Annotated in this window: 15 protein-coding genes; 6 read left to right on the top strand and 9 right to left on the bottom strand. The window is 49.7% G+C overall.

All coding sequences use genetic code 11. From position 1 onward, the window contains the following. Positions 1-26: 26 nt before the first annotated feature. From bioA to Q5866_RS12330, 4 genes are all read right to left on the bottom strand, one after another. Complete coding sequence (bioA, locus tag Q5866_RS12345; protein WP_099292354.1) at positions 27-1310, bottom strand: adenosylmethionine--8-amino-7-oxononanoate transaminase; 1284 nt, start codon at positions 1308-1310, stop codon at positions 27-29. 159 nt (positions 1311-1469) lie between these two features. After that, entirely contained in the window at positions 1470-2432 is a 963-nt protein-coding gene (bioB, locus tag Q5866_RS12340) for a biotin synthase BioB (protein ID WP_303180531.1), read from the bottom strand. Positions 2433-2525: 93 nt separating this feature from the next. Then, positions 2526-2891: a hypothetical protein gene (locus tag Q5866_RS12335; RefSeq protein WP_099292352.1), complete on the bottom strand. Its 366-nt coding sequence runs from the start codon at positions 2889-2891 to the stop codon at positions 2526-2528. Between the two features lie 225 nt (positions 2892-3116). Then, the gene (locus tag Q5866_RS12330) at positions 3117-4061 is read right to left on the bottom strand and encodes a hypothetical protein (protein ID WP_303180529.1); all 945 of its coding nucleotides are present in this window, start codon (positions 4059-4061) and stop codon (positions 3117-3119) included. A gap of 568 nt (positions 4062-4629) precedes the next feature. Here Q5866_RS12330 and Q5866_RS12325 point away from each other — a divergent pair. Beyond that, the gene (locus Q5866_RS12325; protein WP_303180528.1) at positions 4630-5355 is read left to right on the top strand and encodes a hypothetical protein; all 726 of its coding nucleotides are present in this window, start codon (positions 4630-4632) and stop codon (positions 5353-5355) included. Positions 5356-5644: 289 nt separating this feature from the next. Here the strand turns inward: Q5866_RS12325 and Q5866_RS12320 are convergent, their stop codons facing one another. Further along, positions 5645-6574 carry a YitT family protein gene (locus Q5866_RS12320; RefSeq protein WP_303180526.1) on the bottom strand — a complete coding sequence of 310 codons (930 nt, stop codon included), beginning with the start codon at positions 6572-6574 and terminating at the stop codon, positions 5645-5647. A gap of 326 nt (positions 6575-6900) precedes the next feature. Here Q5866_RS12320 and Q5866_RS12315 point away from each other — a divergent pair, with 326 nt between their 5' ends. Together Q5866_RS12315 and Q5866_RS12310 are read left to right on the top strand one after the other, a co-directional pair. Continuing rightward, on the top strand, positions 6901-7485 hold the full coding sequence (locus tag Q5866_RS12315) for a TetR/AcrR family transcriptional regulator (RefSeq protein WP_186975302.1): 585 nt from the start codon (positions 6901-6903) through the stop codon (positions 7483-7485). 18 nt (positions 7486-7503) lie between these two features. After that, positions 7504-8457 (top strand): 3-oxoacyl-ACP synthase III family protein, encoded by a 954-nt coding sequence (locus Q5866_RS12310; RefSeq protein ID WP_303180524.1) that lies wholly within the window; start codon positions 7504-7506, stop codon positions 8455-8457. A gap of 72 nt (positions 8458-8529) precedes the next feature. On the opposite strand, the gene Q5866_RS12305 is transcribed toward Q5866_RS12310, so the two are convergent. Genes Q5866_RS12305 through Q5866_RS12295 form a run of 3 tightly spaced genes read right to left on the bottom strand, consistent with a single transcriptional unit; the run spans position 8530 to position 11197 of the window. Next, positions 8530-9033, bottom strand: a complete 504-nt coding sequence (locus Q5866_RS12305) for a tetratricopeptide repeat protein (RefSeq protein ID WP_099292348.1) — start codon at positions 9031-9033, stop codon at positions 8530-8532. After that, a complete protein-coding gene (locus Q5866_RS12300) occupies positions 9030-10415 on the bottom strand; it encodes a nodulation protein NfeD (RefSeq protein ID WP_303180518.1) in 1386 nt (461 codons plus the stop codon). Before Q5866_RS12300 ends, Q5866_RS12305 begins: the two co-directional genes overlap by 4 nt. Then, entirely contained in the window at positions 10412-11197 is a 786-nt protein-coding gene (locus Q5866_RS12295) for an EI24 domain-containing protein (protein WP_227214630.1), read from the bottom strand. The genes Q5866_RS12300 and Q5866_RS12295 overlap by 4 nt, the downstream gene beginning before the upstream one ends. A gap of 419 nt (positions 11198-11616) precedes the next feature. On the opposite strand from Q5866_RS12295, the gene purB reads away from it, so the two are divergent. From purB to Q5866_RS12280, 3 genes are read left to right on the top strand one after another with little or no spacing between them, the layout of a single operon-like run. After that, a complete protein-coding gene (purB, locus tag Q5866_RS12290) occupies positions 11617-12957 on the top strand; it encodes an adenylosuccinate lyase (protein ID WP_099292345.1) in 1341 nt (446 codons plus the stop codon). A gap of 9 nt (positions 12958-12966) precedes the next feature. Then, positions 12967-14790, top strand: a complete 1824-nt coding sequence (locus Q5866_RS12285) for an ABC transporter ATP-binding protein (protein WP_099292344.1) — start codon at positions 12967-12969, stop codon at positions 14788-14790. Positions 14791-14792: 2 nt separating this feature from the next. Continuing rightward, complete coding sequence (locus Q5866_RS12280; RefSeq protein WP_303180517.1) at positions 14793-15668, top strand: NADPH-dependent 7-cyano-7-deazaguanine reductase QueF; 876 nt, start codon at positions 14793-14795, stop codon at positions 15666-15668. 48 nt (positions 15669-15716) lie between these two features. On the opposite strand, the gene Q5866_RS12275 is transcribed toward Q5866_RS12280, so the two are convergent. Further along, on the bottom strand, positions 15717-15905 hold the full coding sequence (locus Q5866_RS12275; RefSeq protein ID WP_099292342.1) for a hypothetical protein: 189 nt from the start codon (positions 15903-15905) through the stop codon (positions 15717-15719). Between the last annotated feature and the right edge of the window lie 192 nt (positions 15906-16097).

Genomic DNA, 16097 nt, shown 5'->3' with positions numbered 1-16097 from the left:
CGCCGAAGGCGAATTAAACTGCCGCCTCACCTGAAATACTTGATCACCCGCAACAACGCCGACGTCAACCGCCTCAGTTCCTCCGCCCGAATAATATACGGCGGCATAACGTACACGAGCCGCCCGAAAGGACGTATCCATACCCCCTCTCTGACGAAAGCCGCTTGCAGAACACCCATGTTCACGGCATCTTTCATCTCCACCACGCCGATAGCCCCCAACACGCGCACGTCCGCCACGTTGGGATACTCGAGCGCGGGTAGCAAATCCACCCGCAACTGGCTCTCTATCCGCCCGATCATTTCGGTAAGGTCATACCCCCGTATCAAGTCCAGCGAGGCATTCGCCACGGCACACGCCATCGGGTTACCCATGAACGTGGGACCATGCATGAAGACACCCGGGTTTCCCGTGCATATCCACGTTGCCACCTTCTCCGTTGCCATCGTGGCGGCAAAACTCATGTACCCGCCCGTGAGTGCCTTGCCGACACACATGATATCCGGCACGATTCCCGCGTGATCCACCCCCCACATCTTCCCCGTGCGACCGAACCCGGTAGCGATCTCGTCGCACACGAGCAACACGCCGTAATCGTCACACAACTCCCGCACCTGCCGCAGGTAGTCCGCCGAGTAGAACCACATCCCCCCGGCACCTTGCACGATCGGCTCCAGTATCACGGCAGCGATACGGTTGTGATTATTGCGCAGGCATTGCTTCAACTCCTCGATATGTTCCGGCAGGCACACTTCCCCGTAACGCACTTCCGGTCGATGCACGAAATACTGCATCGGCAGCGTCCCCCGGAAAATACCGTGCATCCCCGTCACGGGATCGCATACCGACATGGCATTCCACGTGTCGCCGTGGTACCCTTTCATGATCGTCAGGAAATAGCGTTTCTCCTCTCTCCCGGCAGCGTACCAGTATTGCAGAGCCATTTTCATGGCAACCTCCACGGCAACCGAACCGGAATCGCTGTAAAACACCTTATCCATCCCCCGCGGGGCCATTTCCAGCAGCTTTTCCGCCAGTTCCACCGCCGGACGGTGCGTCAACCCGCCGAACATGACGTGTGACATGCTCTTCAACTGTTCCTCGACCGCCGCGTTCAACGCCGGGTGATTGTACCCGTGCACCGCGCACCACCATGACGACATACCGTCAATCAGCCGCGTACCGTCCTCCAGTTCGATATAAACACCCTCCGCCCTTTTCACCGGGTACACCGGGAGCGGATCTATCGTCGACGTGTACGGGTGCCACACGTGCTCCCTGTCAAACTTCAATAATTCTGCCGTATTCATTATAACTAAAAGTTTATAAGGTTTATAAAGTTCATAAGGTTCATAAAGTGACGGGTGTCCTTCGGACAAGGCTTATCGGCAACTCAAGCTGCCGTGAACAAAGCGCCCCACGACGGTCTATAACTTTATAAACCTTATGAACCTTATAAACTCTTGCATTCATTCATTTTCAATTGTAAACCCTAGTCTTTGCACCTTCTCCATGTCCTCCATCACCTTCGAGCCTACGGTGGTCAACATATCGCCGAGAATGGCGGAGTTAATACCCGCTTTTATGGCTTCTTCCTCGATATGGGCGATCAGCACGCGTCCCCCCGCGAAGCGCAGGAAAGCGTCCGGGTTGATAAAGCGGAACACCGCGACGGTGGTCAGCACCTCGTCGTCCGCGAGCGGCGGCATACCCTCCAGCGGGGTACCCGGTATGGGATTCAACACGTTCATCGGTATTGACTTCACGCCCAATTCCCGCACCGTCAAGGCAAGATCCACGCGATCCTCCATCGTTTCACCCATGCCGATAATCCCGCCGGAACAAACCTCCATCCCCACCTCCTGTGCGGCACGAATCGTTTGTATCTTCTCCTCTAGCGTGTGTGACGAGCACAACGTGGCGAAAAACCTCGGCGACGATTCCAGATTACAATGGTAGCGGGTTATACCGGACTCTTTCAGTCGGCGTAACTGTTCCTTGCTCAACAACCCCATCGAGGCACACAGGTTGATATTCATCTCTCGTTTTATCCTCTCGGCGTACCCGCGCAGGCGGTCGATATTCTTGTCCGACAGCGCACGCCCGCTCGTGACAAACGAAAACTTGTTCACCTTGTATTTCGCGTTCAATCGAGCCAACTCCACGCAACTCTCCTCGTCAATCAGCTCGTACTCCTGCACGTGTGTTTTGAAAACTGCTGACTGCGCGCACCACTTGCAATTTTCCGAGCACCGTCCCGACCGCGCGTTCACGATGGAACAAGTGTCGAAATAACGCCCGGCAAACCGATCGCGTATCTCCCCCGCGGCAGCATACAACGCCGCCTTATCCCCCGCGGCAGCCAGTGCCAGCGCTTCCTCCCTCGTGATCTGTCCTCCCTCGAAGACCTTCTGTTTCAATTTCTCTATCATCCGATCTATTTAAGATTTTGGATTTATGATTTATGATTCCCTCCCGTCTGCTAACGCTTTTCTAATCGCGAATCGTAATTCATAAATCATAAATTAATTTGTTTTCAATAAAAAAGGTACGTCCACCTTTACAGCCGGACGTACCTTCATTCTCGTATCATAATTCCCGTAACTCCCGGTATTAATAGCATCGACACGCGCGGGAACCACCGGGCAACACGCCCGCGTCACCTTTTCCGCGTATTCCTCGAATGTCGTCACCATTCGTTCGAACGCCTCCGCGAGATTCACGATCACGCCTTTTCTCGATGATTTCCGCAACGCCATTTCACAAATATGTATCGCCAACCGCCCGATGCACACCTCCCGCCCCAGCGAGGCGAAAATGGCATACCCTTTCCTGTTCCAACGGGAAAAGCGTAATTTAGCCCGGTAACCGACGTCACGTTTATTCATCATCTTTCACGTTCATGTTAAAAACGCCGCAAGTTAATAAAAATATTGCCCTCCGGCAAGTTATGAGGTTTATAAAGTTTATAAGGTTCATAAAGTTTATAAAGTTACGGGTGTCCTTCGGACAAGGCTTATCGACAGCTCAAGCTGCCGTGGACAAAGCGCCCCGCGGGGGGCCAAGAACCTTATGAACTTTATGAACCTTATAAACCTTATGAACTCCTAACGCCTTCAGCTCTCCTGCTCCTGTTTCCGTTTCTTCTCCCTCTCCTCCTCTTCGGTGAGGATACGCTGGATATCGGCATTGATCTGCCCGAGCGTCACGTTTTGCACGCCGCGCGAACGGGCTTTCTCCTTCGCCTTGCGCAAATCACTTTTGCCCAGCTTCACGCGGGCGGCTTTCTCGATTTTCTCTTTCACCGCCGCTTCCTCCGCCGCCTCTTCTTCCTGCCGGCGCTGTTCCGCCTCTCGCGCCACGCGGTCGCGTTCGGCGATTGCCGCCACTTCCGCTTCCGTCACGTGGTGGTAGTAATTCGGCGGTGACGCCCGTTGATTATTCGCGAACACGGCGAACGTGTAGACCACCGTGTTCTCCGCGTCCCATTCCGCCGGGATGGCGAAAGAACTTGAACCGCCCTCTCCGCGTACGCGCAGGGACATCAACTCCGACTCGAAATTCACCGTGTCAAACATACAGGCGTACACCCGGTCATCGGGGTTCCGTTTCGAACTGGGATCCGGTTCCGCCGTCTGTTCCACGGCAATCTTCCGCGCTTCAAAATCATATGTCACGGCGGTTTTAGGTTTCGCCGCGTCACCCCTCGACACTTGCAACAAATCGAACTTGTAGTCGAACAACAGCATCCCCTCCCCGTCCATCGTCACCGTGCAAAACGTGGTCGCGTTCTCCTCCATGAAAGCGTTCGCCGCCGAGATGTAGCGTTCCCGCTGCACGTACCCCACACCCAGCGTGTCCGCCAGCAAACGGCTCATGCGCCCGCACTCGCCGTAGCCCATCATCCGGAGGTCGCGTTTCATCCGACCGCCCTTGTCCTTGAATTGCTGCTCCGCCGGCATTTTAGCCAGCACGATCGTACCCGAGGGAAGCGTTCTCAGCACTTTACCACCCAACTGGTTGTGCATCCCGTCAAAAGTTTCACTTTCTACAATAGCCATAATAATAATATTAAAAATTGAACTTCCGTTTCAACATCCGGGCAACGACCGCCGACCGGACTCGCGAGCCATCGAGAGCGACAGACACCTGCCACCTTCTTTCTTTCTGCAATATTACAACATTAGAATAAAACAAACAAGAAAAACCAAGAAAATATTTTATTTATTTTAAGAATAATATTTTAATATTATAATGTTAGATGCTAAATTACGATTATTTTTAGACCTAAAACAAGCAAAAAACCCGTCAAAATGATTATTTTTACTAATTTTAACAATACCCATATCCCGCCACCCACGCCTCTTCACGAGGTGGGCATCACTTTCATGTATTGCCCATCTATTCCAAAAGTATTGCCGATGTATTGCTAAAAGGTGGAATACATCGGCAGTAGAAGTGGAGTAGATGGGAAGTTAATAAATGTACTCGAAACGGGATCAATACACACATCCAATTTTGCATTACATTGGATGCATCGAGGAATATGCCTAAAAATTGCGCGAACAGACATTTTCACGACTGTCGCGTGCTAAAACAAGTATATATTTTTAATAAAATTTGCTTATATTGAAAAAATCATTATATTTGTTTATTATTAAATGGTTAATCAATAAAAAACGGTTCATCATGGAAGCAAACGAACTGATAAAATTATTACTGGGCAAGATGAAACGCTTGCGATTGGGTAATCTAGTATTCTTTTGGCGGCTGGGACAAATCGCGAAACGAAGGGTGAAAAAAATGACTCCCAAGGAAAAAAAAGCGTGGAAAAAGAAACACCCGCCCACCCCGGGACAGAAAAAAGCCAGAACGGAATTCGATACCAACCGGAAACTGGTGGCGCACATGAGCCGGCAGTTGCGCCCGCTGGGCGTGTGGCGGCGCCTCGTGGAAATCATGGAGCCCCCGGGCATGAACGCCGACAATTACCTTTTCCACGTGAACCACAAGTGCATGAAGCAAGGCAAGTTCTGCAAATTCCGCCCGCTAATGATAAGTAACGGCCCTCTCCTGCTTCCCGATAACATGAGCGGCAGCAGCGAGGGCGACACGATCACCCTCCGCTGGACACCCGACGAATCCGCCACCGACCGGCTCCACGTCGCCATCATCCGCGACGACGAACGCAACGGACTTATCATGATAAAAACAGGCTACGCGTGTCGCGGCGACGGAACCTTCGCCTTCAAACCGCGGGGCAACGGCGGCACCGTCCACGTCTACCCCTTCTTCGGCAGCGAGGGAAACGGGGACTTCTCGCCGAACGACTACTTTGCAATTGAAAGCAATTGAAAGCAATTGAAAATTGAAAGTTGAAAATTGAAAATTGAAAATGAAGAACTACCCGAAGACGGGGGTGGTATTCCAGCTCCTCCTCTGTTTAGAGTCGCCCGCGGCGAGTTGCAGGTTGCTTTTCTAGCGTGCAAGACTGTATTCCAGTTCGAGCGATAGCTCAATACCCCGAAGGGGGGGAGGGAGTTTGTTGATTAGTGATTGACAAAACGTCGCTCGTGTGGCTGGAATACCACCCCGTCTTCGGGTAGTTCATTTTCAATTTTCAACTTTCAATTTTCAATTACTTTCAAGCGTCCGCCTCCAGCTTCTTGAAGCCCTTGCCCAGTATCTGGTTGGCGTCGAAGATGGTCACGAAAGCGTTCGGGTCAATCTTGTAGATAGCCTGTTGCAAGGTAGCCATCTGGCGACGGTTGATCATGGTCATGATCATCTCCTTCTCGGCACGATTGTACATCCCTTGAATCGGCACGATTGAACCGCCGCGGTGCAGGTCATTCAATATATAGGCGCGGATTTCCTCCACTTTGTCGGAGATAATAAAGAAACTCTTCTCGTTGTCGAAGCCTTGCAGAATCATATCGATCGTCTTTCCCATCAGGAATATGGACAACCAAGAATACATCGGCACTTTCCAATCCTGAAACATGAGGAAACCGAAAACCACGATGCAGGAATCGACGGACATCTGCAACTGCCCCAGCGGGCGACGCGTCCACTTGTGCAGGATGTTCGACAGCACGTCGGTACCGCCGCTGGACGCGCGGGTTTTCAGTATCATGCCCACGCCGATACCCATGACCACCCCACCGAAGATACAGGCGAGCAACACTTCATCACCCAATTTGAACGGGTCCAACGTGCCGCTCACCGGGATAGGTTCACCCATCAAAGTCAACAACAGGGCGGGAAGACTGTCGGAGAACACGGCAACCAGAATGAAGCAAATAAATGTCTTCACCCCGAAACCGGAACCCAATACCCGTAAACCGATTAAACTCAACGGTAAATTGAAGCAGAGCGCTGCCATACCTATCGGGAATCCCCACATGTGCTGCAACACTATCGTGATACCGTATATTCCTCCCGGAACAATCTTGTACGGTGCCATGAAACAACTATACCCCAGCGCTAACACGAAAGCCCCGCCGACCAACAAGGCGTATGTCTTGAACCACTCGCGGGTAAACGGCTTTTCTTTTAATAATATATTTACCATTGATTTTGATTTTAATTTCGGGCGCGAATATACCCCCCGGCGGGGGATGAAAACATGACATTTGTCATATCTTCGGGTAAAAATACAATTTAACACTTCAGAAGTTATAAAGTTCATAAAGTTTATAAGGTTTATAAAGTTATTGCCCCCCGCGGGGTACTATACTAACGGCAGCATGAGCTGCCGTTTTAATCTTGTTCAAAGGACACCCGTCACTTTATGAACTTTATAAACCTTATAAACCGGGAAAACTTGTTTTCCCTTAATTTTGCATATCCCGAATTATTGATTATAATTGCACACTTTTTCCAATTTGTGAAATTAAAATGAGAACAAGCCTACGAATAACGAAAGATAAAATACTCAACGTGGCACAAAAATTGTTCATCGAGATGAGTTTCTACGGGACCACGATGAAAGATATCGCCAACGCCGCCAAGATTAGCAGGCGTACCTTGTACACGCATTTTAACAGCAAGGAAGAGATTTTTAACCACATCGTGGATCAAAGAATAGTATTGATAAACCAAAAACTGGAACAGGCAGTACGCACGGCCTTGCCCGCCGACAAACGGTTGAAGTTATATATAAAGGAACGGTTCAATTTAATCGCGGAACTCATGGGTGGAAGCCTGCCGATCAAGGAAACTTTTTTACACAACAACAGTAAAATCGATATCTTGAGAAAGAATATAGACAAACAGGAGATTGAACTTTTGTACGCCATCTTAAAGGACGGGGCGGATAAAGGGATATTCTCGATCAAACAACCCAGACGTCTGGCAAACTCGCTGCAATCCGTTTTTAAAAGCCTTGAATTTGGTTTTATCCGGGAATATGATCATCGACCAAACCCTCAAATTATCAACGAGTATATTAATATATTATTTCACGGGATTATCAAAAAGTAATCACAACACATTATAAAAATGGATCTATATATCAACGCCATAGCACATTACATACCGGAAGCGAGAGTTCCCAATTCCTATTTCAAGGACGTGAACGGTCTGGACGATGAATGGATATTCAGCAGAACGGGAATCAAAACCAGAAGCAAAGCGGGAGAAGGCGAAAACACGAATACCATGGCTCTCGAAGCCGTGGCAAGGCTGAAAGACAAGCTGCCTTTCGCCATCGAGGACACCGATCTGGTGGTGGCTGCCACGTATTCCCCGCATGACACCGTTGCCACGGCGGCTCACGCCATCCAGCGGGCGTACACGACGCGGGCGGCAAAATGCCTGAGTGTTTCCTCGGCTTGTTCGTCATTCATCAACGCCATCGAGATCGTGCAAGGGTATTTCGCCATGGGCAAGGCGACGAAAGCTATCGTGGTCGCCTCCGAGCATAACACGGAATACAGCAACGAGAGTTGTCCCCAGAGCGGTCACCTGTGGGGTGACGGTGCTATCGCCATCGCTATATCCACTTCGCCGGAAGGTGAAAAAGCGGCGAAGATACTAGATATCTTCACGCGGGGACTGGGACATATCGGCAAGGCGGACACCGCCGTGTACCTGCGCCCGCGCCACGGGGGCATCGGCATGCCGGAGGGACGCGACGTGTTTATCAATGCCTGCCACTACATGATCGAGGGTTTGCAAGTAGTGACGGAAAGCAACGGCAAGACATTGGCAGACCTGAAATATATCGCCCCCCATCAGGCAAACAAACGAATCATGGCAACGATCGCCCGGCAAATCGACTTCCCGGAAGATCGTATCCTGTCGAACATCGGGGAAGTGGGCAACACGGGTTGTCCCAGTTGCGGCATCGCCCTCTCGCAAAACCTCGACCGGGTGGAGCGAGGCGACCTCGTGGGACTGACCGTTTTCGGCGGCGGGTACTCGTGCGGCGCGGTGTTGTTGGAATTTATTTGATTTATGATTTACGATTTCTTGATTTATGATTGAGTGATTCCCAAAACAATCATAAATCAAGAAATCATTGAATCACTCGTTCGACACGTCGTACCACATCCGGGCAAGCACGGTATCACGCTGTACGCCCAAACCGTATTCGTACATCACCCCCAGATTGTTAGAGGCTTCCCGTACACCCTTTACCGCCGCGGCGAGAAACCAACGCAAGGCTTTCGGCATGCTACATTTGCTTTCGTCTTTGAGATATATCACGCCCAGACAGAATTGGGCTTCGGCAAACCCGTGTTCGGCAGCCAAACGCAACCAAGATTCCGCTTTCTTGTAATCCTTTTCCACTCCCGTGCCGCGGAAGTACATCATGCCCAAGTTGACATACGCCTCCGGAATGCTGTCCTTCGCCGCGATCAGGAAATACTTCTCAGCATCGGCATATTTCCCTTTATTGTAATAGCGTGCGGCTCGATTAAAAGTTTTTGCCGCACCGGCATCCTTGAACAAGGGATACGCGTACCACCCTATCATAAACGCCAGAACGACGTAAACGACTTTCTTCAAGCATCTGATTGGATTCATGGCACGAGCTTTTCCACGTAAACCTGTCCCGCCTGATACTTTATGATCTTTACTTTCTCCCCTTTTTGTATAAACACTCCCGTGTTGGAAACGGCATCATAAATGTCGTTACCGATTTCCACCTTACCCGCCGGGCGCAAGTCCGTGAATGTTACACCCTCTTTCCCGACTTCTTCCTTCACGGTCATATCCACGCCCACGAATCCCTCCTCTACCCGCTGTTCCGCGTGAAGGGCAAAGTTCAACCGACGGGAACCGAATAACTTGCGGCTTAACCAAATACTGCCGACGACGGAAATCAGAGAACAACTGATAACGAAGAACAGTGAACGGATGATTGCCCCCGCGAAATCGGGCAGAAATTCAAAGGTAAAGTTGTCAATGCCGGATAACGCCAAGGAACCCACGATGCAAAGAATGCCGAGTATTCCCGCCACGCCGAATCCCGGTATGACAAATATTTCCAGCAAGAGCAAGACAAGTCCCACGACGAACAAGATGATTTCCACGTAATTGGCAAACCCTTCCAAGTACAACGGCGCGAAGTAAAGCAAACATGCCGTGACGGCGGCAACCAGCGGGAAACCTACCCCGGGAGTCTGCAATTCAAAGTAAATGCCGCCGATGATAACCATGATCAGGAGTCCCTGTATAATCGGGCTGATCAGGAAACCGATCAACCGATCCATCGTCGTGGGGCGATATTCCCGCAACTCGTAATCCGTGACGCCCGCTTCCCGTATCACTTCCGGCACGCTCTCGGCGATTCCTTCACAATACCCGTGCTGCATCGCCTCGTGTGGCGTGAAAGTCAATATCTTGCCGCTGTCCGAAACACCTTCCACCGCCACACGCTCGTCCACCATCGCCTCGGCAATGCGCGGGTCGCGATGCCAGCGGACAACCGTCTTGCCGTTCTCCGTCACCGTATCTTTGCCGTGCGCCTGTGCCGTGGCGCGGATCATGGAACGCATGTACGACTGGTACTTGTCCGGCATAGCCTCTCCCGTCTGGTTGACCACAGTAGCCGCACCGATATTCGCCCCCTCCCGCATGTATATCTTGTCACAGGCGATGGAAATCAAAGCCCCGGCAGAAGCCGCGTTATTATCAATAAATACCCACACGGGTTTCGGGTAATTCAGGATCAGGCTGCGCAGGGAATCGGCGTATACCACCATTCCCCCGTAGGTATTCATGTGAATCAACACGTAATCGGCACGCTCCTTCGTGGCACGGTCGAACGATTTCTTGACCAGCCGCCAGATGCCCGGACCGATTTCGTCTTTTATATCCACCTTGTACACGATAGCCTTATTCCCCGTCGCGCTCGCGGAGAGAAGACAAAACAACAAACCGATGCAAAGCAACAATCTTTTCATTTCTCGACCTTTTTATTTAATGTTTCATTCACGACAACCGTCCCGGCGATTACCGATAATAAAGATACAAAACTACACGCCACTACCCGTATAAACGGGAGCATCAACGATAAGGTAAATACCGCCCCTATCGCGACGACCATTCCCGAATTGCGCCGCATATAGCGGACACTCTCCCGCACCCGGAAACGCTTCCTCTCCACGGCGTAATCCATGAAGGCGAAACCGTAGAAGTAGGCACTTACCCCGAACGTCAGCACCGGGGTGACCAACCCGACCAGCGGGATAAAAGAGAGGAAAAACAAGAGAACGGTCAATATAAATTGAAATATCATACAACGCAAGGAGATCACGATGCCCCGCCCGATTTCCCACATCAACTGCCCGAAACTGAACGGGTATTCCCGCCCGGAAAGACGCGCTTCCGTGCGCTCGGAAAGCCACGAGTAGACGGGCGACATCACGACCATCACCACGTACCCCCCGAAAGAAATAAACAGGATGTAGTACACGGCACGCACGAGCAACCGCACGATAAAACCTACCGTACCGGAAACCCAACTCAACCACGAAATGCCGGAAACCCAATCCATAACCTGCTGTTCCACCGTCTCGGAAAGTCCGCCCCCGATACAGGAAACAGCGTAATTCCCCGCCGCGAACAGCACGATAATTATCACGACCGGAAATAAAAGGAAATAACAGAAACGCCCGGAAAACAATAGTTTCACGGCTTCACCGTATGCCTTTATTCCTTTAGAAAATCCTTGGAAGAAGTTCATGTTCCGATTACCTTTAAAATTCGTGTAAATTTAAGGGATTTTTTTGATTTTTCCTAAGGGTGGAAGAGGGAGGGAGTATTCATTTTAGATTTTAGATTGAACTCCTCCGTCCGCTTCGCATCCACCTCCTCTATAAACAGAGGAGGAACTGGTGACATTTACCGAAGACGGTGAGTAATTCAGCTCTCCCTCTGTTTATAGAGGGAAACTGGCGAGTAAGCGAGGGTAACGGAGAAGCTTGCTTCTTTGTTACCGAGCGAGAGACAGTTCGAGACCGGTTTCCGGGCTCAATACCCCGGAGGGGGGAGGGAGTTCAAGATGACTTTTGCCACCCTCCTTTATAAACTTTACGAACCTCATAAACTTTACGAACTTTTTTGTACTTTCGCGAGAGAAACAATTAAAAATTAAAGTATATTATGCAAGCATTAACAGCAATTTCCCCTATCGACGGCAGATACAGAGATAAAGTCGAAGGGTTGGCGAACTACTTTTCCGAGAGTGCCTTGATTCGTTACAGGGTGATGGTTGAAGTTGAATATTTTATCGCTCTCTGCGAGCTTCCATTGCCGCAATTAAAAGGATTCGATCACGCGCTGTTCGATAGCTTGAAAGATATTTACCTCGATTTCTCCGTGGAAGACGCGCAAAAGGTGAAGGACATCGAGAAAGTCACGAACCACGACGTGAAAGCCGTGGAATACTTCATCAAAGAGAAATTCGATCAATTGAACCTGCACGAGTACAAAGAATTTATCCATTTCGGACTGACCTCACAGGATATAAACAATACCTCTGTGCCCTGCTCTTTCCGGGATGCTATCCATGACGTGTATTACCCGCTCATCGACGAACTGATAGCGAAACTGGAAGAACTTGCCGAAGAATGGAAAGACGTGCCCATGCTGGCAAAGACTCACGGGCAACCGGCATCACCCACCCGCTTGGGGAAAGAGATAAAGGTATTCGTGTATCGCCTGAGCAAACAACTGGAATTGTTGAAGAAAGTAGCCTGCTCCGGGAAATTCGGCGGGGCTACCGGAAACTTTAACGCCCATACCGTGGCTTACCCGGAGATCGACTGGACGGAGTTTGCCAATAATTTCCTGACGCGAAAGCTGAAAATAGAGCGGGAACAATACACCACGCAAATCTCGAACTACGACAACTTTGCCGCCGTGTTCGACAACCTGCGCCGTATCAACACGATAGTGGTTGATTTGGATCGTGATTTCTGGACGTATATCTCCATGACTTATTTCAAACAGAAAATCAAAGCGGGGGAAGTCGGTTCGTCCGCCATGCCCCACAAGGTGAACCCGATCGATTTCGAGAACTCGGAAGGCAATCTCGGTATGGCAAACGCTATACTGGATCACCTGAGCAATAAATTGCCGATATCCCGCCTGCAAAGAGATTTGACGGACTCTACCGTGTTGCGTAATATCGGGGTGCCTTTGGCTCACACGGTAATCGCGTTCAAATCAACACTGAAAGGATTGAATAAATTGATTATCAACAAACCGGCGATAGAGGCAGACTTGGAGGAAAACTGGGCTGTCGTGGCGGAAGCCATCCAGACCATCCTGCGGCGAGAGGCTTACCCGAACCCGTACGAGGCGTTGAAAGCACTCACCCGCACCAACAGTAAAGTGACACAACAATCCATTGCCGAATTTATCGATACATTGGACGTGTCCCCCGAGTTGAAGAAAGCATTAAAACAAATCACTCCCTCCAACTACACGGGGAGATTATAAACGGAATACATGCGCGATTTTATCCAGATACTGAAAAGATTTATTCCTCCTTACAAGGCAAGGTTAACCAAGAATATACTATATAATATATTGCACGCCATATTCGGTTCGATGTCATTCGTGATATTGATACCCGTTTTGGGCATCCTTTTCCGGACGGAATCCGACGTGAAGGAATTGCCTGAATTCGCGATGAATATGACCACGCTGAAAAATATCCTGTACTACTATGTCACGTTAGGACGGGATACGATCGGACCAGTCACCACGTTACTGGTCGCGGGAGGCTTCTTCGCGTTGGCGGCTCTCTTCAAAACCGGGTTTTCTTACATGGCTTCTTACGAGATTATCTTTATCAGGAACGGGGTTGTCCGGGATATTCGCCGCATGATTTACCGGAAGATTTTATCGCTCCCGCTCCCCTTCTTCTCGGAAGAACGCAAAGGGGATATCATTTCGCGCATGACGGGTGACGTGCAGGAAGTGGAAAACTCGATCATGAACTCGCTGGAAATGTTTTTCCAGAACCCTATATTGATATTGATTTACTTGAGCACGATGATTTTCATGAGTTGGCAATTGACCTTATTCGTACTGGTACTGTTGCCTGTCATGGGACTCCTGATCGGGAAAGTAGGTAAATCACTGAAGAAGAGATCGAAAGAGGGACAGGATAAAATGGGAGAAATCCTGTCCAATATCGAGGAAACACTCTCCGGTTTACGTATTATCAAGGCTTTTAACGCGGAGAAAAAGGTAGATCGGTCGTTCTCCAACTTGAACGAGGACTACCGCCGGATCATGAACAAATTGATGCGTCGGCGTTCACTCGCTCACCCGATGAGTGAATTTCTCGGAACGATCGTCGTGGTTATCGTGGTTTGGTTCGGGGGGTACCTTATCTTGAGAGATTCCCCGATCATGGAGGCTCAGGATTTTATCGCGTACATCGCGCTATTCTACTCTATCATCAACCCGGCAAAACAATTCTCCACGGCATTGTACAGTATACAGAAAGGACAGGCAGCCATGGATCGTATCGACCAGATACTTAACGCCGAATCCACGATAAAAGAGCCGGAGAACCCGAAGCCGCTGAAAGATTTTAACCGGCAGATTGAATACAAACACGTGAACTTTGCTTACCGTCAGGATCATCTGGTACTGAAAGACGTGACCTTAACCATCCCGAAAGGCAAGACTATCGCACTCGTGGGGCAATCCGGTTCGGGCAAGAGCACGTTTGTCGATCTTCTCCCCCGCTTCTACGATGTCGTGAAAGGAGAAATAACGATTGACGGTATAAATATCAAAGATACCTCTACTCAAAACCTGCGGGCATTGATGGGGAACGTGAACCAAGACCCGATCCTGTTCAACGACACGATATTCAACAACATCGCGTTCGGCGTGGAAACCGCCACTCCGGAAGAAGTGGAAAGAGCCGCCAAGATTGCCAACGCCCACGACTTCATCATGCAGACGGAAAAAGGTTACCAGACTAATATCGGTGACCGCGGCGGGAAATTAAGCGGCGGACAACGGCAGCGTTTAAGCATCGCGCGTGCCGTACTGAAGAATCCCCCGATCATGATTCTTGACGAGGCAACCTCGGCTCTGGATACCGAATCGGAAAAACTCGTGCAGGAAGCATTGGATAACCTGATGAAGAATCGTACATCCATTGTCGTGGCCCACCGCCTGTCGACGATCCGGAATGCAGACCTGATCTGCGTGTTCCACGAAGGAGAAATCGTCGAGCAGGGACGCCACGAGGAATTATTGGCACAGAACGGTATATACACGAAATTGTATAACATGCAAAACTTTTAGTCATGGGAATAGAAGCCAAGGTACTCGGGCAGCAAGTTGCCTACCCCACGGATTATTGCCCGTTGATTCTCGTTCCGGTTCCCCGTAGTCTGAACCGGGTGATATACGATATTCATCTCCCGGAAGAACTTTTCCGGGGATATGACACATGGCATGCTTACGAGGCAGGATTCTTAACCCAAAAAGGACTTCCCGTGTGCGGGGTGCTAAAGATCGTGTATTCGGCGGGCAGCCCGAATATAGTGGAGAGCAAGTCCTTAAAACTTTACCTCAATTCGCTCAACATGACCCGCCTCGGGGAAAACGTGGCGGAAGGGATTGACTTGTTTACCCGAATCGTGAAATCCGACTTGGAGCAAATTCTGGATACACGGGTAGATATTTCTTTCTTCCAACAGGAACCGGAAGAATTGTTTTTCGATTTCAACGGCTATGCCCTGCTGGAAAACGATAAAAACGCGGAAGACCTGTCATTCACGGAATACGACGAAACCCCGGCTCTTCTGGAAGAAAACACGCCCGGTGAAGGTGAAATAAAGGTTTGCAGCCATTTATTGCGCAGTAATTGCAAGATCACGAAGCAACCGGATTGGGGAAGCATCTATATTCGAATGAAAGGTTCCCGCCTGCCGAACAACGCTTCCCTGCTAAAATACATCGTTTCCCTGCGGAACGAGAACCATTTCCACGAGGAAATCTGCGAAATGACGTACAAACGCTTATGGGATAAATTCAACCCGGAAATACTCTCGATAACGTGTATTTACACCCGCCGGGGCGGTATAGATATTTGCCCGTCGAGGGCGAACAAAGTAGAGTACCTGCCCGAATACATCCATGATCCGGAGGTACTTACCCGTAAATTGATGAGACAGTAAAAAAGGGCTGGCTTAATGAGAATATAGCCAGCCCCGTGCAACCAGCTCTCATACCCGGATATTCTCGATAATATTCAGGTCTCTCAGCTCGTTTAATATTTCATGCGTAACTCCGGTAATTCGAACTCGTTTACCATGTGCCAATTTATACACGTACCACGGGGTGGTATTGTACTTCTTGGCCAAACTGAAGTAAACCAGCTTATTCTTTGATCTAAACACTTTTAATATAATCATACACATTTCATTTAAAATAACACGCTTATTTATAGTGCAAATACATCCATCTTACTCCCTCTCGCCAGTAAAACACCAATTCAAATAAATACTAAAAAAAGAAGGTTTTATGCGATAGCTTTTATCCATGATAACCGGACAGTACTTTGATTCCGCGTGTATCATTCTATGTTTTGGAAATGAAGTAATTAA

Source organism: uncultured Butyricimonas sp. (genome assembly GCF_959596855.1).
In the GTDB taxonomy this organism is placed as follows: Bacteria; Bacteroidota; Bacteroidia; order Bacteroidales; family Marinifilaceae; genus Butyricimonas; species Butyricimonas muris.
The sequence above is the reverse complement of the archived record's forward strand: the minus strand, read 5'-3'. Positions and strand labels throughout refer to the sequence as shown.